Raw genomic sequence first — 18,788 nt, 5'->3', positions numbered from 1 at the left:
GGAGCTGTGTTATTGTAACTAAAATTATATTTGGCAACTATCCATGATAAACAGCATCGTATTACGATTTGGGCGCTCACCAGGACAAGCAGGTGAGGAAATTGCGGTAACGCCATTGACCGTATTTGTCGGCCCTAACAATTCTGGCAAGAGCAAATTTTTGGCCGAATTACAGCAATATTGTAGGACAGGACAGAAAGACGCAAACTCGGTGATTCTTGCGGGAGTTGGATTTTCCGGGCTAACCTTGGAGCGGGCTGAGAGCGTAACCAACGACATGAAGTCGCCGGTAGGCCAAGGTGAGATTCTTCAACCGGATCACATGTTTGTCGGTAGTAGGTACGGAAGGCAGCAAATCCATCTACCAAGCTATATCAACGCATTGCAAATGCCAACAGGAAACTTGGCCTATTTTTGCAGCTACTATCTTGTCCATAAAACACTGTGGCTTGGTGGTGCAGATCGAATAAATTTAGTCGCTGATCAAGGAGGGGGGGACCTTCAAAACATACCTCAAACTAGTCTACAAATCCTTTTCCGTAACGACGCGATGCGAAGCGAAGTTCGACGGATTGTAGCCGAGGCATTCGGTACCTATTTTGTTATTGATCCCACCTCGTTAGGCACCCTTAGAATCCGGCTGTCATCGCGTCCACCGGCGGACAAGATGGAGGAGAGAGGTCTGCATGCTGAAGCCGTCAGCTATCATGCGCAAGCAAAGCTCATAGTGCAGGCAAGTGATGGCGTGAAGGCGTTTACCGGCATCATCACGGAGGTCATTGCTGGCGATCCAGATGTTATTCTTATCGACGAACCAGAGGCATTTTTACACCCGGCGCTAGCAGCAAAGCTTGGATTAGAAATTGCGGGCGCAGCACGGAACGCGGTCAAGCGCGTATTCGTATCCACGCACAGTCCTACTTTTCTCATGGGCTGTATTCAATCAAATGTACCCACAAACATTATTCGATTAACACATCGAGGGGGAGTATCGACTGCCCGTGTGCTGCCCAGCGATGAGATTCTTACGCTTATGCGGCATCCGCTGCTTCGCTCTACTGGAGTATTGAGTGGACTTTTTTATGAATTTGTTGTCGTCACTGAGTCCGACGCAGACAGAGCGTTCTACCAAGAAGTAAACGAGCGACTAAACCAGTATAAGCCTGAGTGGGGAATTCCCAATTGCTTGTTCCTTAATGCTCAGAACAAACAGACGATACCTACGATCGTGGGGCCATTGCGGAGGTTAGGAATTCCTGTTGCGAGCATAGTGGATGTTGACGTGCTCAAAGATGGAGGTGCAGTATGGACAACGATGAGTAAGGCAGCACATATTCCCGACCTTTTGCAAACTAACCTAGGCGCCATGCGGGCAGGAGTGAAGCGCGCCATGGAGGCCACGGGAAGGGACATGAAGCGCGATGGCGGCGTGAAAATCTTGGATAAGGATGATCAAGAGAGTGCATTGTCGTTGCTAGACCAGCTGGCAACATATGGCGTCTTCGTTATCCCTAATGGAGAACTGGAATCATGGTTGCAGCCCTTAGAAGCTAAAGGCCATGGCCCAGTCTGGTTGATTGATATCTTCGAGAAAATGGGCGGAAATCCAGGTGAGCAGGATTATGTGAAGCCCGAGAACGGTGATGTATGGCAGTTCTTAGCCAAGGTGAAAGCATGGCTTACTGACTCCGAGAGGCGTGGAATCCCAGAGTGATACGGGCAGCCAGAGTGAAAATGGATATCGAAGGCAATAGTCCAACTATCTTAGAGCCGGCACTTAGTCTGCAATTTTACGCGCGGCGCGCTATTACGTCCTTGTAGCCCGCTGTCAAACCAGCCAGTCGAAGAAGCTCCTGGATGTACGACTTGCGCCAGCGGCCAATTGGTCGTGAAGGGTTCATTGTGCTGGCCGAGTGCCCCATTTTCACCAACTGCTTGGTTCGGGAAAATTTGATGCGGGCAGCGGGAGTGGCCGCCAGATTGCTCCGATACCGAAGCGCATGACAGTGCCGGCAGGCAAGTTCTCCAGCACGGTAGTACAACGACTGGAAATTTCCCTCATGCGCGCGAGGGCACTTAAGGAGTGGGCGTACTCGGTTATTCAGGCATGGGACGGCCACAATGTCGGCCAACCACATACGACCACCCAGATGGACCGCCAGGCGAGTTTCTGACAGCGCCACGACGGTGCGCTCATCACCATCATCCAGGACCAGCACGGAGCTGCCTGTGGCCTTTGCGGCACGCAGTAGTTTCGGCAGGTTGATTTCAAAGGCGGACTCCAGGACTGGGACGCGCGGCGCTTTTGCTTTCTTCATTCGATCACCTAAAACAAAAGCGAACCGGGCACTTCCATGCGCGGTTCGCGGGTTGAGCTACAGCATACGGCGATGTATCAATGCATCAACGTCCGCTGATTCGGCCATACCTTTTTATAGCTGCGACCGACACGGAAGGTGAAGCGGCCACGCGGGCTGCCGAGTTGTGCATCCAGTCGCTTGATCAATGCGTCCTTGACTGCGGATCGGTCGCCAGCAGGTTCTGCGGTGAGGCAGTCCAGGCCAACAGCAATAGCCTCAGTCAGGTCCGTATCATCTACCTCGCCGACATCGCTGAACGACTGGTTAGCGAAGTAGCGATCAGCACGCAGGCGGTCCACGCCGATGCCTTCAAACAGATCGCGTACCAGCTTGATGCCGGCTTCAGTTGGGATGGCGCGGAAGCCATCGGCGGATACTTCGATTTTTGCGCTCTTAGGCGCAGAGGAGCAATTGCCCATTAGTGTTCTTTCAAAGATTGCGGTGATTGATATTCTGAAAGGCCACCACCAATTCGACCGACAGAGTTTTTGATGCGGGGTTTGCGGGGTTGTGCGGGGTTTATTTTTGGCCACTGGCGTGGCGCATGTATCGTATAAATACTCATTCTTGATTCTCTATGAGTAAAAACATCCCTGCACATCCCTGCAATCCCCGCAGGGGGGGCAGGCTGATTAGCTCATTCGCACCTCCCACGTCGCCGTTTTCTGACGGTTCATCGGGCCACGCTTCAGGCGCACACCATCCATAATGCGGCCCTCGCGCTTCAGAAGGTACTGGCCCAGCTTTTTACGGTTGATGTCACCACGGTCGCCTGCGATGTCCAGTAAGATCTCGCGCACACCGCTACTGGAATTCTCAGTGCGCTTGATCAGATCGGAGACAGTGAAGCTGTGAGACACGCCGAACAACGCCTTGGTGCCTTCCAGCAGAGCACCGAGCGTTGCGGCATCAGGATCGGTATCTGCATCGCGTTTCAGCGCTACCTTGGGGTCCACGAAGCCATCGATTACGCGCTGTTCAATCAGCCACACGATAGTCGAGCGCACCAGCTTGTTCCAGTCGTCCATTGATGCCAGACCATCGCATACGCGCGGGAAGCCAGCACGCACATAGCCTTGGATCAGGGTGAGCGCAGCGGCGGTCATTTCCAGGCGGTGCTTGACGCAGTAGCCCAGTGGCTCCATGTCGAATTGGCGGGCGGCCACCTTGCCAGCCTCCATGTTGGCATCCAGGCGGCACACGAAGAAGCGGCGATTCAGATCGCCAACGAATTGCAGGCCGTTGCCAGTGGCGAGGATCAGCATGCGGTGCTCTGCTTCAGCATCACGGGATTCGCCCAGCACGCGACCTTTGATGGCCGGCGCCGTCGTCACTGCGCACAACGAAGCGGATTCGATGGGGTATTCCGCGTTATCCACCAGCAGCGTGCCAGTGCCGCCGCGTGCTGCGCTGAACAGGGTTTTGCCCCATTCTTCTTCATGCGCGCAGACGGTGCTGATAGGCGGCGGCACGCCGTCGTACAGAGCGCCCACACATTGCGCCAGCAGCGTCTTGCCAGTGCCTGGGGCGGTGGCGCTGAAACCGAAGCCGGGCGAAGTCCGCAGGCAGCTACGCACCGCCGTAGTCAGGACTGCCGCCAGTGCCACCGACTTGTCTGCATCGGTGGCGTATGGGAACTGCACGAACGGTTTCCACAGGATGCTGGAGGCTTTTTGCAGATCGGCGCGGGACGGCGAGTATGGCACTCGCGGCCATGGCCCGCCTTGCTCGTTGGTCAACAGGAGGCCGCTCTTTTTGTCGTATCCAGGCGTGACGATCTGGCGACCATCGCAATCCATGGTCGGTGCATTGCGCACCGCCGTCAGCTTGTCCATGCGCAGGTTGGCGGCATCTGCCAGCAAGCCATTCACGACGGCCGATGGGCATGCAGCGGCAACCATCTCTTCCTTCTTGACGTTCCAGCCCTCAAAACGGCACAGACGTTGGATTTGGACCGCCAGCCATTGCGGCTTAGCAGGAATAATGTCGCCGGCATCATTCACGTACACCATTGCGCCAGCGTGTTCGTACATCTCGCCGGACTTCTTCAGGATGTTCGCAGACTGATCCACCATACGCGGCAGCTCTGCATTGTTAACACCGATCACCACGGGTGCGCGGTCGAGTTCGTAGCGCACGCCGTGGTGAGCGTGTGAGTAGATATATGGGCGGCCGCCGCTGTACAGATTGGCAACTGCCACACGCATATCGTGACCCGGCTCCAGCGGGTCGGCGAAGCGGGCGTTGTGGTACTTCTCTGGGTTATCCAGAATCATGCCGACGGTGACGGTTGCACCTTCGTGCGTCGTCAACGGCCAGTCACCCATCAGGACTTGTTTGTTGACTGCGCGCTTGATCATGTTGACCACCGCCACGTCGTCAGATTCGATGCCCAACTCGTGCAAGCGCTTCGGCATTTCAGTCTTTGCCTCAGCGATGTACTGCTGCTTGATCTCTGCGACTGCCAGCGCGATCTCGTCACGCTTTGCATGTTTGATCTTCTTCAGCTCGACGGCTTCCGCTGCGTTCAGATCTTTGATGGTAGTGATGTCAAAGACGCCGCCATCGATGATCACGCTGTCGTACTTGATGCGCTCCACGTCATCACCTAAGATCGGCGCTGCGGCATAGTCCAGACCTTCAGGGCGCCACACGGCCGCGTCAATCGGTGAGCGCTCCAGTGCTTGGCCCGACTTGCTAATCGCGTAGTAACCGAAACCAGCGAGCCACAGTCGGTCGAACAGAACCTTGCCGACACGCTGGATCTGGCTGGCGTCGCTGACGATTATGTAAACGCGCTGACCGCGTACCTTTGCCCCTGCGACGCCAGACGAGGAACTTGGACGCCACAGCATGCCGACGCCCTCCAGTTCTGGGCATGCTTTGTGAAGCGCCGCGATCAGCTCGTCAGCCGACATCGCTGGCTGGCCTTTTACCGGATCGTAGTCCAGCATCAGGGTGCCATTAATAGGCGTGAAGGCGAAGTGGTCGCGGTCACGGAAGATTGCGCCTTCCGGCTTGACCTTAGTGCTCTTGGCCACCACGATGCCGCTGTCCTGCTTCGGACGGCCGTAGGTGACGGCTTGGTTGTATTGCAGGTTGTTCAGCAGTGTGCCCAGCTCGCGCAAGTTGGTGATGTTCACTACCTTGAAACTGCCACGCATCAGCGTGGCGTTGACCTGCTTACGCAGTTCGCAGTTGACCATGGAGAACTCCTTGGTCATCGGGCCTTCGGCGTTGGTCAGGACGGTCACGGGCACTTTAATGGCTGGCGCCAAATCTACGGCGATGGGGATTTTTTCTTGTTCGTTCATATTGTGATCGGGGGCTTGCGCCCCCTTGGTGATGGGTTAGTTGGTGCCGTTCAGCTTGGAGACGCGGATCTTCTCCAGGTCGGACAGGCGGTACGGGCGACGCATCAGCGCGTTGCGTGGGAGTTGGGTGCTGATCTCTTTGCGGCTCATGTTGGCGAAGGCTGCTGCCACCTCTTCCTCAACCATGACAACTTCATCGAGTGCGGTATCAGCAACGGTTGCTACTGCGCGAACATCGTCAGCGACGAGGCCGGTATAGATCTGGCCACGATTCTCTGCGATCATTTGCAGCTCTTTCAGCGAGTAGCAGTGTGCACCCGCGTAGCTTTTCCCGAAGATCGACCAGCATTGCTGCCAGCCGGTCAGGTTCTTTTCGGACAGGCCCAGGAAAGCCGCAGCAATCGCTGCTGGGATGATCTGCGCGTAGCCCAGTACGTGACGCTTGTCCTTAAGAGCAGTTTCATTGAGTTGGTCGAGGACCGGGAGCGTCACCTGTTCTACAAACGACGCGACTTCGGCCGCAACTGCATGCGGTTTCTTGGATTCAGCGAGATAGCTCAGGAGGCCGATGCGAACGGTTTCGTTCTCGATAGGCTGGCCCGAGTTGATTTTTGCGATGATGCCTTGGAGGTTACGCAGGGATTCGTTGCGGAATTCTTTACCACCCATGCTGATTGCCTTCATGCCCAGCATGAAGTCCTGGCACTCCAGCCATTCTTTCAACTGCGAATTGTATTTATTGTCGAACACTGCCATAGCGTTCTTGATTACTGGGAAACCAGCCATTTCGGCTGGGACGGAAGCGATGGTGATCGCGTTCATATGTGCCTTTTCTGCCTTTTTTAGGCGTAAATGTGCCCCTCGCAGCAGGGCGATAATTTTGAAACTGCGATGTGTTGCATGGAGGGCGGGATGCCCGGTTTGCCAGTTACGGCGGTAGGGTCGGTGGGTAGGTGGTTGGGTGGGTCATGGAGGTGCTGATCCGCGAGGGGTTATGCGGATGCAGCCGAGCTGGCCGCGATGAACTGCTCAATGTCGGCCGCGTGCCATGCGGTGACGCCTGCGCTCAATTTGAACGGCTGGGGGAACTTGCCGTCGCGGACCCAACGCCACACGGTGGCTGGGCTGACCGGCAGGATGCCGGTCTTGTTTGGGGTGGATGCGATGTCTTTAATGCGTACTACGGCTTTCATGATTACCTCACTCTCATTTGTCCGGTTGATTCCGAGCAATTGGGAGTACTGTATCGGAGGCGGCACCGACAAGATAGGTGGTTCGGCGCCGCCTTAGTGGTTTTATTGCAATTGTTTCTTTGTTAAATCAACCGCTTTGATGTATTTTTTTGACGTCTCAACACTTACCCCGAAAAGCTTATTGACTTCGATGGCGGCGGCCTGGATGCTGCGATACTCATGTCGGTGCGCGCTGCACCAATCAAACACATCTTGCTCGGTTGGCTTCCAGATCGAATTCGTCACTTTTGCACCTTCCCGGCCTTTCGCCGCCATTACGATGGCGTCATCACCACCCCAGGCAAGCATTTCGCAGCCGCCGAGTAGGTACTTGCCGTCCGCGAAGTGGTCACTCGACTCCTCTGGAGTTTTTGCCAGCAAGGCATGCACGGCATGATGAGCTGCGAGAGCAACCATGCAACGCAGCATTAGTACCACCTCGTTCCTACTCGCTTTGTAATCCGGTGAGTCTAATTTCTTTTTAAGTGTGTTAAAAATTTCCCAGCCTCTGTCCGCATCTGGTCCTTTGTCGATCAAGTCTTGTATTTGGCTACTTGGTAGTTGTAGTTGACAGTTTGTTTGGCGCGGCCTTGCAAAATCATCAAGGGCTTTAATGAGCCAAAGCGCTCGTTGGATCGAGTGGGGCGGAAGCGTGGTCTTGAATTTGAAGTTGTACATGGTGGCCGTCATCACTTAACGTCTCCACCAGTGCGCAGCGCATCAAGATAATCAGCCCAGCGCTGCATCATCAGCCGGCGTGCTGGCAAGTGGGCGGTGCGGTTGTATGCACGGCCGTTTACGTCTTTAACCGCATGCGCCAGTTGATGTTCAATCAAGTCCACCCGTTCCTCCAGTACTTCATCCAGAATGGTCCGTGCCATCGCGCGGAAGCCATGCGCCGTCATCACCTCCTTCTCAAAGCCCAAGCTGCGCAAGCAGGCACTGATCGTGTTCTCACTCATGCAGCGGTCCTCGGTGCGAATGCTCGGGAAAACATATTTACCATGACCGGTCATCGCATGCAGACTCTTCAAGATCGCGATAGCTTGACTCGCTAATGGGACGACATGGTCATTCTTCATTTTCATCTTGACGCCAGGGATACGCCATTCGCCTGCACCCAGATCGATCTCGCACCACTCTGCACTGCGCAACTCACCAGGCCGGACGAAGAACAGAGGCGATAGTTTCAACGCTGCGGTAGCGTAAGGATGCCCAGCATATCCGTGAATAGCGCGCATCAGCTTGATGACCTCACGCGGCTCTGTGATCGCAGCATAATGCTGACGTGGGATAGCGGCCAACGCCCCCCTCAGGTCTGCCGTAACGTCACGATCAGCAAGTCCAATTGCTACCGCATAACGAAACACTTGTCCGCACAACTGCTTCACCCGATGGGCCGACTCGACGGCGCCACGGGTTTCCAACCGCTGCACAGCCAAAAGTACGTCGCGCGGCTTGATTTCGGAGATCGGCATGTTGCCTAGGTGGGGGAGGACATTCCGCGTCAACCAGCCAGTCACCTTGTCTTGCGTGGTTGCGGCGCGCTGTGCTTTGGTCTTGTCCAGCCATTCGTATGCGATGGCAGAAAAAGTCTGCCGCTCTAGAAGCAGTTTTTCCTCTCTACCGATCCGCTTGGCAGCGGACGGATCGATGCCGTCGGCAAGCAACTCGCGCGCCTCTTGTCGGCGCTGCCGGGCTTTTGCGAGGCTAACCTCTGGGTAGATACCAAGTGCAGCGGTTTTGCGTTTGCCGTTAAAGCGGTAGTCGTAGCGCCAGTATTTGCCTGCGAGTTTAACAAGCAGGTACATGCCATCGCCATCTTGGTACTTCTTAGTACCGGAGGCAATAGGTTTAACTTGACGAACGAAGGTATCGGTCAATGCCATAAATCTCATCCTTGTATGTTGTCCTACGGAGCGATCCGCTATACCAGTCGAAATGACGGTACTTAATCCGTAGCTTTGACAGGTACCGCCAGAGGTACCGCCAAAGTCCTGCTATGGGATGAGATTTATTGAGACGCCAAAACATAACAAAAAACCCGCTCTGCCTAGAAGACATGCGGGTTTTGATGGTATGTAAGACGATTTGATGCATATGAAGATAGTAAGGTGGTGCTCCGAGCCGGAATCGAACCGGCACGCCTTGCGGCGGGAGATTTTAAGTCTCCAGTGTCTACCAATTTCACCATCGGAGCGACAGAGCCCGTGATTATGCCATGAACCGCCCACAACTGCCATACCGGCAACTGTCGAATCCGATAACATGGCATCATTGCTAATATCTACGCCACTAGGAAAGCCATGTCCGTTTTACGCCGCCTGCTCTTCGCGATGCTCTTGATGCTGTTCAGCGGTCTCGCCCCCGCCGCCGACAGCGCCGCCCTGCCCGCCCCACAGACCACCACGCCCGCTGCGGCCAAGCTGGTCTTCGCCAACCGCACCATCTTCGTGTTCCGCTCCGCGCTGGCCGGCTATCCGCCGGAAGACCGCGCCGACGGTGCGCACAAGCGTTTGGAAGCGGCGCTGGCCCGCAACGGCGCGCAGCAGCCGGGCGTGCATCCGATCAGCGAAGGCACGCAAGTGACACTGGACGGCGCCCTGCTGTTCCTCGTCACGCCGGCCGACATCAACCCGCTGGCCGGCGACACCACCGACAGCGTGGCCAACGAAAGCGCCGCGATGCTCGGCAAGGCTTTGCTGGAGCGCCGCGAACAGGCCAGCCCGCGCTACCTGCTGATCGCCGCAGCGCTGTGTGCGGCGGCCACCTTGGCATACGGCCTGATTCTGCACGGCCTGCGCCTGATGCACCGCTGGGTGGGCAAGCGCTCCACGCAGGCCATCAGCCGCCGCCTCGGCCAGGTCAAACTGAAAAACGTCCGCGTGCTCGACGCCGAACACTATGTGGCCTTCATGCGCCAGCTGGTCAACCTGCTGATCTGGGGCCTGCGCCTGATGGCGACCTATCTGTGGCTGGCCTTCGTGCTCGGCAAAATCCCCTACTCGCGCAGCTGGGGCGAGCGCCTGCAGGATTACCTGATCGATGTCGTCACCAGCGTTGCCCAAGGCATAATCGAAGCGCTGCCCGGCCTGGTGCTGGTGGGCGTGATCGCCGCCATCGCGCGACTGGTGATACTGACCGCAGGCTCGGTCTTCCAGCGCGTGGAAAGCGGCGAGCTGCAAATCGCGTGGCTGGACCGCGACACAGCCACGCCCACGCGCCGCATCTTCAACGTGGTGATCTGGCTGTTCGCATTGGCGATGGCCTACCCTTACCTGCCCGGCGCGCACACGGCGGCGTTCCAGGGCGTGTCCGTGCTGGTGGGCTTGATGGTGTCGATCGGGGCGTCAAGCATAGTCGGCCAGGGCGCCAGCGGTTTGATACTGATGTACGCGCGCTCGCTGCGCAAGGGCGAGTACGTGCGCATCGGCGAATCGGAAGGCACGGTGGTCGAACTGGGCATGTTCGAAACCCGCTTGCGCACAGGCCTCGGTGAAGAGATCACCATGCCCAACGCCTGGGTGCTGTCCAACACCACCAAGAATTATTCACGCGCGCACGCGGGCACCGGCTATGTGCTCGACACCACCGTCACCATCGGCTACGACACGCCATGGCGCCAGGTACATGCGATGCTGGAGCTGGCCGCCACGCGGACCGAGGACATCGCGGGCACGCCCAAGCCCTACGTGATGCAGATCGGACTGTCGGACTTCTACGTCGAATACCGGCTGGTGGCATATGCCACGGTGGAGACGCCGCGCCGCCGCGCGGAGGTGCTGAACCAGCTGCATCAGCACATCGTCGATGTGTTCAACGAGTTCGGCGTGCAGATCACGTCGCCGCACTTCACACAGGAACCGGCCGTGCCGCATGTGATCCCGAAAGAGCAATGGCATCCAGCGCCGGCCGTCGCGCCTATCGATCTGGCGCGGGACGAACATCACATCATACCGGTGGCTTCCGATCGCGCGCCACCGGCGGCAGGCGGTGCTTGAGCATGCCGACTTTCTGTGCGCGGTAGATGCCGGCATGGCCGGAGAACAGATAGGCCACCACGCAGGCCAACGCCGCGTAAGGTCCGATCTGCGGGCCGAATAATTCGATCGCCATGATGGTCGAGGCCAGCGGCGTGTTGGCCGCGCCCGCGAACACGGCGACGAAGCCCAACCCCGCCAGCATCGGGAACGGCAGATGCAGCAGCGGCGCCAGCGCGTTGCCCAGCGTCGCGCCGATGTAGAACAGCGGCGTCACCTCTCCTCCCTTGAAGCCGCTGCCTAACGAGGCCACGGTGAAGGCGAACTTGCCGAAGAAATCCCAGGGAGCCAGCGGCTGCTGGAAGGCTTCGACCATCACCGGAATACCGAGGCCAATGTAGCGCGTACCCACAATCCACACCGCCAGCGCGACCACAACGCCACCGATCAATGGACGCAGCGGCGCATACGCCACATGGCGCTTCATGAAGGCCGATGCGGCATGGGTGGCCTTGGCGAACAGCATGCCGGTCAGGCCGAACACGATGCCGGCAACCAGCACGGCGGCCAGGCTCCAGAATCCGATCGTCGCGACGCCGCTCATTGCGTAGTGCGTGTGGTGCACGCCCCACGCCATGCCCACCTGGTCGGCGACGATGGCGGCCACCATGCAGGGATAGATAGCGTCGTAGCGCAGGCGGCCGATGGCCAGCACTTCCAGGCCGAAGATGGCGCCGGCCAGCGGCGTGCCGAACACGGAGGCGAAACCGGCGCTGATGCCGGCCATGAGCAGGATGCGCCGCTCGGCGTGGCGCAGGCGGAATACGTGGGTGAGCTGGTCGGCCAGCGTCCCGCCCATCTGCACGGCGGTGCCCTCGCGGCCGACCGAGGCGCCGAACAGGTGCGAGATCACGGTACCGATCAACACCAGCGGCGCCATGCGCAGCGGGACGACGCTCTTGGGGTCGTGGATTTCGTCGATCAGCAGGTTGTTGCCCGCTTCGACACTGCTGCCCAGCTTCAGGTACACCCAGCCGACCACGAAGCCGGCCAGCGGCAGCAGCCAGATGATCCATGGGTGCGTCTGGCGCCAGTCGGTGGCGCGATCGAGGGAGAACAGGAAGAAGGTGGAAGCGGTGCCGCTCAGCAGAGCGATCAGACCCGCGATGAAGGTCCACTTGCCGATATACGGCAGCAAGGCGATTTGTTCGGGATAGCGGCGTGATTTCATCTGACGTGCATACTAGCAAATTCGCCAGATGACGGCAATCCGCCGCCCGGGACCACAACCTCAGGCCAGCCGTACCAGCGGGTTGGCGATGATGTTGTCGATCTGCCGTATCGCCTCGTCGCAGGCGGCGGCGATGGCTTCGTCTTCGGTGTCGCGCACGAACTGCATGGTCGCGCCTTCGAACACTTCCACGCCATCCGCGCCGGCGCGTTCGATGTCGCAACTGGCGGTCCAGCGACGATCCGTGGTCGGCAGCGCGGTGGGCACGATCTCCCAGCCCTTGTAATGAATCTTGTCCATGACGGTCTCCTTGTTAAGTAAGCAGACTATCACGAGGCACGGCCGCGCCGCGCACGGATGCGCGCGGCCTCGGCCTTGGCCCCGGCCGGTCAGTCTTCCTCGCCGTCCTGATGGGCGGTGCGGCCGATCGGCTGTTCCATATTCGCCAGGAACCAGCTCAGCGAAGTCATCACGGCGACGTGGCGCTTCAGCTCCAGCGTGCTGACCTTGTCCAGCGTGTCGGCCGGCGTATGGTGGTAGTTGAAGTAGGCCGAGGTATCGACCATCGGCTCGAACACCGGTACGCCAGCGCGCTCCAGCGGGCCGGTATCGGCCGCGCCGGCGATATCGCGGCGCTCGAACAGGCCAGCGCCGATCGGCGCCAGCGCATCCTTCAGCGGCGCGAAGTACTTCACCATCGGCGGCGTCACGCTGCCGATGAAGCCGAACGGACGGCCACCGCCGCTGTCCGACTCGATGGCGGCGAAGTGTTTATCCAGCTTGTCCTTGTTCGCTTCAAAGTAAGCCTTGCCGCCACGGGTGCCGTTCTCTTCGTTCATCCAGGCGATCACGCGGATGGTGCGGCGCGGATGCAGGTCCAGTTTTTTCAGCGTCTCGATCACGCCCATGGCGCCGGCCACGCCGGTGCCATCGTCGTTGGCGCCGGTGGCCAGGTCCCACGAATCCAGGTGGCCCGAAACGATGACCACTTCGTCGGCCTTGTCGGTGCCCGGCCAGTCGGCGATGACGTTGAAGCTGTCGGCGTCGGGCAGGTTCTGCGGCGTCAGCGTCAGGTGCATCTTGACCGGGCCGCGCGCCAGCAGGCGGTCCAGCAACAGCACGTCTTCGGTGGTGATGGCGGCGGCCGGGATGCGCGCGGCATCGGTCAGGCCGGTGACGCCGGTATGCGGAATGCGGTAGTTGGCGCCACCGACGGAACGCACCAGCGCCGCCGCCGCGCCCATCTCAGCCGCCACCTTCGGGCCGATGTAACGGAAGCCGGCGCCGGGACCGTAGGCCTGGCCGGCGTGGCCACGATCCGCCAGCTCCTGGTCGAACGCCACATCCACCAGCACGATGCTGCCTTTTACCTGGGCCGCCTTGGCCTTGAGTTCATCCAGGCTGCGCACCACCAGCACCGGCGCGGTCAGGCCGGCGGCAGGCGTGGCGCCCGAACCGCCCAGCGCCGTCAGCACGATCTTCTGCGTGATGCCGGCCGGACGGCCGTTATAGTCCACCAGTTCCGCCGTCTCCACGCCGCGCACCCAGTGCGGCACCTTCACCGGCTGCAGCGTCACCTTGGCGCCCAGCTTGCGCATGGCGGCGGCCACCTGCTCCACCGCCGCAGCGGCGCCCGGGGAACCCGACAGGCGAGGTCCGACCAGATCGGTCAGGTCGGCCAGGCGCTCGTAGGCCCAGTCGTCCTTCATCGCGCTGTCGCGGATCTTCGCCAGCGTGGCCGGGTCGTTGGCCGGCGCGGCGATGGCGCCGGCGCTCAACAGCGAGCCGGCAAGGACGGTCAGGGACAGCGGGAGTGCGAAGACGGATTTCATGCGTTTCCTAAGAATGAGATGGGTAAGTTGCAAGAACGATCTAAACGATAACCTATCGTGGAGATCTTGTCATCAATGTTGATTTGTCATGGCCGTTGCACTACCATGAAAGTTCAACTTCACGAAGAAGGCGCCTATGCTCAAGGGTTCACTCTGCACCGTGCGTCACCTGCTGACGGCCGACCTGAACACGTTCATCGCGCTGGTCAACGACCTGCCCTCGCGCGGCGACCATTTTTCATCCCACTTCAAGTCGCCGGAAGCGATGCGCAAGGAGTTCGCGCAAAACAGCTTCGTCACCGACGACAGCGAGCTGTTTGTCATCGAGGACAGCCTGCACCACATCGTCGGCGTCATCACCCATTTCAAGAGCCGCACCCCGACAACGCGCGAAATCGGCTACCGCCTGTTCGACGCCAAGCTGGCCGGACGCGGTTATGTGACCGAGGCCTGCCGGCTGCTGGTCGACCATCTGTTCAAGGCTTACCAGTACCACCGGCTGGAACTGCTGTCCGCGCCGGAGAACGAGGCCTCGGTCCGGATCGCGCAAAAGTGCGGCTTCCGCACCGAAGGCACGCTGCGCCAGAGCTTTTTTATCAACGGCAGGTACCAGGACGTGCAGGTTTTCAGCCTGCTGCGGCCGGAATGGGAGGCCCAGCGGGGCTGAAGGCTAATTGTTACAAGCCATTACCGGATCGGCCGGTTTGTAAGCATGTGTATAAGACGTGGCGTATTCCTACCCGCGCTATATAGTGCAGTTACTGGCTAACGAATCATTCCGATCCGGGCCACGGCAAGGGGAACTACCATGTTGAGCAAAAAATTGATGGGTGTCGCGTTACTGGCCGCAGCAGCAGTATCGTCGTCGGCCTACGCAGGCGACCGTGATTTCAACACGGTAGCCGGTGCTGTGGTCGGCGCCGCAATCGGCCACAATGCGGGTGGGCGCGATGGCGCCATCGTCGGCGGCCTGGTTGGCGCGGCGGTCGGCAACAGCATCAGCACCAATGACCGCTATTACGATCGCGGTGGCCGTGGCGGCCGTTACGTGGAGACGCGTGTGTACACGCAGCCCGCACCGGTGTACTACGAACCCGCTCCGGTCTACTACGAGCCTGCGCCACGCTACTACGCCCCGCCCCCGCGCGTGGTGTATGTTGAACCGGCCCGCCCTTACTACCGCGAGTATCGCGAGTATCGGGAAGAACGCTGGGAACGCCACCACCATCACGATCGCTGGGACCGTTAAGATCCCGGTCCGCCTAGAAGCCCCGCCCCGTGCGGGGCTTTTTTCATCCTGCGCGTTTTTTCCGCCTCCCCCGGCTAGCCCAGACCAACGGCGCGGGCCGAGGGGAAATCATGACGACAGCAGACGCAATCATCGCTTTGGAACTGGGCCACTACCGGCTGCGCGAGCAGATCGGCGGATCGGCCTACGGCATCATCTGGCGTGCCAGCGGGCCTCCGGCCACGCGCGATGTCGCCGTCAAGTTCATCAACCGCGAGCAGATGGAACGCGCCCTGCCCGCCCAGCGCGACCGCTGGATCGCCAGCGCCAACAACGAAATCGGCTTCCTGCAATCGCTGGAACCCTGGGACGAGCGCCACATCGTGCGCCTGCTCGACAGCGGCTGGCATGAAGGCTTGCCGGTCCTGGCGCTGGAATTGATGGCGACGGACCTGGGCAAGCACATGGTCGCACTGAAAGGCCGCGGCGAGGCGATTCCGCTGCCGCGCATCCTCAATTGGCTGGCCCAGATCAATCAGGCGCTGGCCAAGGTGCACCAATACGGTTGGCGTTACCTGGACCTGAAACCGGCCAACGTGCTGCTCGATTGGGACCTGGGCACCGTCAAGCTGGCCGATTTCGGCACCAACCGCCAGTTGGGCAGCCTTCAAGTTCACTCGTATGCCGGCACCGCCAATTGGCAGGCGCCGGAGCAGTTCTTCCCGGCCGAGGGCGGCGGCTACGCCACCGGTCCGCGCAGCGACTATTTTTCGCTGGGCGCGATGTTCTACTTCCTGGTGACGGGCGGCCTGCCGCTGCGCTTCTGCACCGACTGCGGCCAGGCCTATCGCGAGCACCACACGGCCGGCGCCGATCTGCTGCGCCGGCTGAACGGTGGTGCGGTTCCAACCGCGCTGCATGCGGAGGAAGCGGCGCGTTTCGCGGCAGCGATTCCGGCGCCGGTGCGCGATGCGGCGCTTGATCTGCTGCGGGCCTTGCTGCATCCCGATCCGGCGCAACGTCCTCGGCACGCGCTCCAGATCAGCCGCATGCTGCATGCGATCCAGGGAGTCAAGCCGGAACGCGGCGCGTTCGACGCCGCCGATCCGGTTCACGGCATGAACCGTCCAACCGCCGATAACGGCTGGCGTCACATCAGGAGCGCATGATGGCGATCTCTTTGCGTTTGCCCTTCATGGTGGCGCCGGCGCGTTCCACAACGCGCCGGATGCCGTTCGACAAGCGAGGCTTCGGTGAAGTCTTCGCTGCGATTATTCGCGCAGCGGCGCGCAACACGGGCCTCGCCGTAACGCTCTCGCTATTGACAGTGCTGTGCGGCCTGCAGGCGCTGGCTTTGCTGCGTGCTCCTGCCGCGTGGATGCCGGCCGCCATTACGGTCAAGCTGGCGCCGGGCGAAGCGATTGCGCTGGGCCAGCATGAACTGGCGGCGCCGCAGTCCGACCGCAACCATCTGTCGCTGCGCCGCGATGCGCAGGATGGCTGGATGCTGCGGAATCTGAGCGCCACGCGCCAGGTGATACTGCTGCGCGACGGCGGCGAGCAGCGCATGGGCAGCGTGCCGCTTCAGGCGGGCCAGCGCTTCCAGATCGACAGCGCGCTGTTCGAAGTCCGGGCTGCCGATGCCGGTAGCGTCACCTTCGCGCGCGACGGCCACGAATGGCGCTACGACGGCGCGGTGCTGTATCGCGACGGCCATCAACAAGCCAGTTGCCCGGAATCGCATGTAGCGTCCAAGCTGCTGTCGCTATGGAATCGCGCCATGCCTGGCTTGGTGACGATACCCCGTCCACTGTCCTTCGGCGGCAACCTGTATTGCGACAACCGCCTCGGCCTGGCGCAGGTGACATCCGGCGCGGCGCAGCTTGCACGCAGCAACGGTGAGCTGCAGCTCTCGGCCGGCAATCCGGATGGCGACCGCGCGGCTCTGCTGGTGCATGCCGCTGGATCGCCGACAGACTTGCGCAAACAGGAGGCGTCGCTGGCCGGCGTGAACGCGATCGTGGTCGGACATACCCGCTTCCAGTTGAACGCGGAAGGCGGCCAACTGACGCTGCACCCAAGCCGCCACGTCACCCTGTTCAGCGCACCGGACCTGAAACTGCCGGAGCACGTGACCTGGCAATGGCAGCAGCGGGCACTGTGGGATGGCGGACAATCGGCCGCCATCTGGATCGGCCTCGCCGCCAGCCTGGCCTGCATGGCCGCCGCCCTCGCGTTTGCCGCGATCCGCAACGGCGGCACCGCGATGCTGCTGGCTGCTGGCGGCGTGCTGGCCTGCGGCGTCATCGCGCTGGTATCGCAGCGCACCGGCCATGCGCCGAGCGCCGCCTGTTCGATGCTGCTGGCCGCCAGCGCGCTGCTGTTGTGGCTTGCGCTGCCCGGCCGCCTGACATTGCTGACCGCCGCCGGCGTCATTCTGCTGGCCGCCGGCCTGCTGTCACAACTGGAGCTCGGCCTGGGCGCCCCCGAATCATCCTGGCTGCGCTACTACCAGAAAAGCGCCGCCATGCTGGCGATAGGCGCCGGTTTGGGCGGCCTGCTGCGCCTGTGGGCACAACGCCAGACCGCACACCGCGCCCATCTCCAGCAACGCAGCATCGAATGGCTGCTCGCCCTGTTCGCCGCCGTGGCGCTGGCCGCGTTGGCCGCGCAGGTATTGTGGGGCGACGAAACCGGTGTCTTCGACCTGCAACCGGTGGAACTGGCCAAGCTCGCCCTCACCGCCCTCACCGCACACTGCCTGGCCCTGCGCTTCAGCTGGCACAACGGCCCGCAAAAACTGTCCGAACACGGAGCGCGCTGGCTGCAGCTGATCGCCCCAGCGCTGCTGTTCCTGGCCCTGCTCGGCCTCTCGCTGGTGCAGGTGGACGACTTCTCGCCGCTGATCCTGCTGCTGGTGTGGAGCACGGCCATGGCCTTCGCCTACGCCCTGGCCGCCCGCAACCGCAAGCTGGCCGGCGCGCTGATCGCCATCGTGCTGACCGCCATCGGCGCCATCGTCTACCTGCGCTGCGCCGGCACGGACGACCTGATACGCTGGGGCTTCTACGCCGACCGCTTCCTCGTCTGGCTCAACCCCGCCGAACACCCGCACACCGGCCAACAACTGCTGCTGGGCGCGCGCGCCATCAGCGACGGCGGCTGGCTGGGCGCCGACCACTGGCTCGGCCTGCGCTCGCTCGGCATGACGGCCGGCAGCGCGGTGCAGATCCCCGCCGTGCAGGACGACTTCGCCGCCTCCTTCTTCCTCAACCGCCATGGCCTGGCCGGAGGGCTGCTGCTGTGGGCCGCACAAGCCGCCCTCCTGGCCGGTATCACCTTCACCGCCGCCCGCGCCTATCAGGCCGGCGCCGCAGCGCGCGACTTCCGCCACGCTTGGTCCGGCCGCTTCCGCTACTTCGCCCTGTGCGGCGGCGGCGCCTTCGTGCTGGGCCACTTCCTGCTCTCGTGGGGCACCAACCTGGCGATCTTCCCCATCATGGGCCAGCCCATGAGCTTTCTCTCGGCCGGCGGCAGCCACCTGCTGTTTTTCCTCTGCCCCCTGCTAGCGTTTAGTGCCATCAGCGCGCAATCTTTAGAAGGAGAATGAA

The 18,788-nt window shown here is 60.8% G+C and carries 16 protein-coding genes and 1 tRNA gene; 6 read left to right on the top strand and 11 right to left on the bottom strand.

Annotated elements, in window-relative coordinates:
• The first annotated feature begins 43 nt into the window (after window positions 1-43).
• Window positions 44-1,714: an AAA family ATPase gene (locus GEV01_RS29385; protein WP_152809783.1), complete on the top strand. Its 1,671-nt coding sequence runs from the start codon at window positions 44-46 to the stop codon at window positions 1,712-1,714.
• 76 nt (window positions 1,715-1,790) lie between these two features.
• Here the strand turns inward: GEV01_RS29385 and GEV01_RS29380 are convergent, their stop codons facing one another.
• The 8 genes from GEV01_RS29380 to GEV01_RS29345 form a co-directional block, all read right to left on the bottom strand.
• Window positions 1,791-2,318, bottom strand: a complete 528-nt coding sequence (locus GEV01_RS29380; RefSeq protein ID WP_152809781.1) for a hypothetical protein — start codon at window positions 2,316-2,318, stop codon at window positions 1,791-1,793.
• Window positions 2,319-2,395: 77 nt separating this feature from the next.
• Window positions 2,396-2,779: a hypothetical protein gene (locus GEV01_RS29375; RefSeq protein WP_152809779.1), complete on the bottom strand. Its 384-nt coding sequence runs from the start codon at window positions 2,777-2,779 to the stop codon at window positions 2,396-2,398.
• A 213-nt stretch (window positions 2,780-2,992) separates the two neighbouring features.
• Entirely contained in the window at window positions 2,993-5,674 is a 2,682-nt protein-coding gene (locus GEV01_RS29370; RefSeq protein ID WP_152809777.1) for a hypothetical protein, read from the bottom strand.
• A 36-nt stretch (window positions 5,675-5,710) separates the two neighbouring features.
• The gene (locus GEV01_RS29365) at window positions 5,711-6,496 is read right to left on the bottom strand and encodes a hypothetical protein (protein WP_152809776.1); all 786 of its coding nucleotides are present in this window, start codon (window positions 6,494-6,496) and stop codon (window positions 5,711-5,713) included.
• 170 nt (window positions 6,497-6,666) lie between these two features.
• Window positions 6,667-6,867, bottom strand: a complete 201-nt coding sequence (locus GEV01_RS29360; protein WP_152809774.1) for a helix-turn-helix transcriptional regulator — start codon at window positions 6,865-6,867, stop codon at window positions 6,667-6,669.
• Between the two features lie 102 nt (window positions 6,868-6,969).
• Entirely contained in the window at window positions 6,970-7,599 is a 630-nt protein-coding gene (locus GEV01_RS29355) for a hypothetical protein (RefSeq protein ID WP_152809773.1), read from the bottom strand.
• Window positions 7,596-8,795, bottom strand: coding sequence for a tyrosine-type recombinase/integrase (locus GEV01_RS29350; RefSeq protein ID WP_152809771.1), 1,200 nt, complete (start codon window positions 8,793-8,795; stop codon window positions 7,596-7,598). The genes GEV01_RS29355 and GEV01_RS29350 overlap by 4 nt, the downstream gene beginning before the upstream one ends.
• A gap of 226 nt (window positions 8,796-9,021) precedes the next feature.
• A tRNA-Leu gene (locus GEV01_RS29345) sits at window positions 9,022-9,106 on the bottom strand.
• Window positions 9,107-9,212: 106 nt separating this feature from the next.
• Here GEV01_RS29345 and GEV01_RS29340 point away from each other — a divergent pair.
• Entirely contained in the window at window positions 9,213-10,907 is a 1,695-nt protein-coding gene (locus tag GEV01_RS29340) for a mechanosensitive ion channel family protein (RefSeq protein WP_152809768.1), read from the top strand.
• On the opposite strand, the gene GEV01_RS29335 is transcribed toward GEV01_RS29340, so the two are convergent.
• The 3 genes from GEV01_RS29335 to GEV01_RS29325 form a co-directional block, all read right to left on the bottom strand.
• Entirely contained in the window at window positions 10,858-12,117 is a 1,260-nt protein-coding gene (locus GEV01_RS29335) for a voltage-gated chloride channel family protein (protein WP_152809766.1), read from the bottom strand. The two genes, GEV01_RS29340 and GEV01_RS29335, sit on opposite strands and share 50 nt — an antisense overlap.
• Before the next feature lie 60 nt (window positions 12,118-12,177).
• Window positions 12,178-12,417: a DUF6566 family protein gene (locus GEV01_RS29330; protein WP_070272096.1), complete on the bottom strand. Its 240-nt coding sequence runs from the start codon at window positions 12,415-12,417 to the stop codon at window positions 12,178-12,180.
• A gap of 89 nt (window positions 12,418-12,506) precedes the next feature.
• Window positions 12,507-13,949, bottom strand: a complete 1,443-nt coding sequence (locus tag GEV01_RS29325; protein WP_152809764.1) for a M20/M25/M40 family metallo-hydrolase — start codon at window positions 13,947-13,949, stop codon at window positions 12,507-12,509.
• A gap of 136 nt (window positions 13,950-14,085) precedes the next feature.
• Between GEV01_RS29325 and GEV01_RS29320 the strand changes: the two genes are divergently transcribed.
• From GEV01_RS29320 to GEV01_RS29305, 4 genes are all read left to right on the top strand, one after another.
• Window positions 14,086-14,616 carry a GNAT family N-acetyltransferase gene (locus GEV01_RS29320; RefSeq protein ID WP_152809762.1) on the top strand — a complete coding sequence of 177 codons (531 nt, stop codon included), beginning with the start codon at window positions 14,086-14,088 and terminating at the stop codon, window positions 14,614-14,616.
• A gap of 141 nt (window positions 14,617-14,757) precedes the next feature.
• Window positions 14,758-15,198 (top strand): glycine zipper 2TM domain-containing protein, encoded by a 441-nt coding sequence (locus GEV01_RS29315; RefSeq protein ID WP_152809760.1) that lies wholly within the window; start codon window positions 14,758-14,760, stop codon window positions 15,196-15,198.
• 110 nt (window positions 15,199-15,308) lie between these two features.
• Window positions 15,309-16,346, top strand: a complete 1,038-nt coding sequence (locus GEV01_RS29310) for a serine/threonine-protein kinase (RefSeq protein WP_152809758.1) — start codon at window positions 15,309-15,311, stop codon at window positions 16,344-16,346.
• Complete coding sequence (locus GEV01_RS29305) at window positions 16,346-18,787, top strand: FtsW/RodA/SpoVE family cell cycle protein (RefSeq protein ID WP_152809897.1); 2,442 nt, start codon at window positions 16,346-16,348, stop codon at window positions 18,785-18,787. The genes GEV01_RS29310 and GEV01_RS29305 overlap by 1 nt, the downstream gene beginning before the upstream one ends.
• The last annotated feature ends 1 nt before the right edge of the window (window position 18,788 follow it).

The sequence above is a fragment of the Rugamonas rivuli genome, assembly GCF_009380165.1.
Lineage (GTDB): Bacteria > Pseudomonadota > Gammaproteobacteria > Burkholderiales > Burkholderiaceae_D > Rugamonas > Rugamonas rivuli.
Note: the sequence above shows the minus strand (reverse complement) of the source record. Positions and strands in the feature narration are given on the sequence as shown.